This is a genomic window from Lentibacillus salicampi (assembly GCF_004565465.1).
Classification (GTDB): Bacteria; Bacillota; Bacilli; order Bacillales; family Amphibacillaceae; genus Lentibacillus; species Lentibacillus salicampi.
Genome location: NZ_SRHY01000133.1, coordinates 1 through 537 on the forward strand (window position 1 = coordinate 1; position 537 = coordinate 537).

Consider the following 537-nt stretch of genomic DNA (forward strand, 5'->3'; position numbering starts at 1 on the left):
ATATGCAGATTTTAGCCTTTCATCATATTTCAAAATGGCCTCAACAATAGCCTCCTCTTTGGTCGTTAGCATGTCACAGCGTTTTTCCAGCAGACGATGATGGCGCTTCAGTTGTTTGCGCGCTTGAGAAGAAAGCGTCTTTTGAACCTCTTTACGTACCTCGTGCATGGCATTGGTCACGTAACGATTGACATGGAAACGATCAGCGATGCGAATGGCTTGTGGAAAGGTTTCTTTGACAAACTGATGATAAGTATAGCTCATATCCATGACCACTGCGATCGGGTTCAGCGCATGAATATCCGGTAATCCTGCAAATCCTCTGTTGTACGTCCAGAGATGATGTCAAGAAAACTTCCCCCTTTTAGGTCATGAATGCCGGTGTTATAAGTATGCCCCTTACGAACCGCAAAATCATCAATGCCCAGCACCAGCCGGTCACGTTCTATCGCATCTTGGATACACGTTGCTTGTGTGCGCTCTCTGTCTGCCTGAAGCCCATTTTTATAATATCTTTCCGCTGTTGTATAAGGAACG

2 protein-coding genes are annotated in these 537 nt (G+C 45.4%); both read right to left on the bottom strand.

The genetic code is table 11. The features are described from left to right. On the bottom strand, window positions 1-270 hold a 270-nt coding region (locus E4U82_RS20510; RefSeq protein WP_425339548.1), incomplete at its 3' end, for a transposase. Between the two features lie 17 nt (window positions 271-287). After that, on the bottom strand, window positions 288-537 hold a 250-nt coding region (locus tag E4U82_RS20515; RefSeq protein ID WP_167751521.1), incomplete at its 5' end, for a transposase.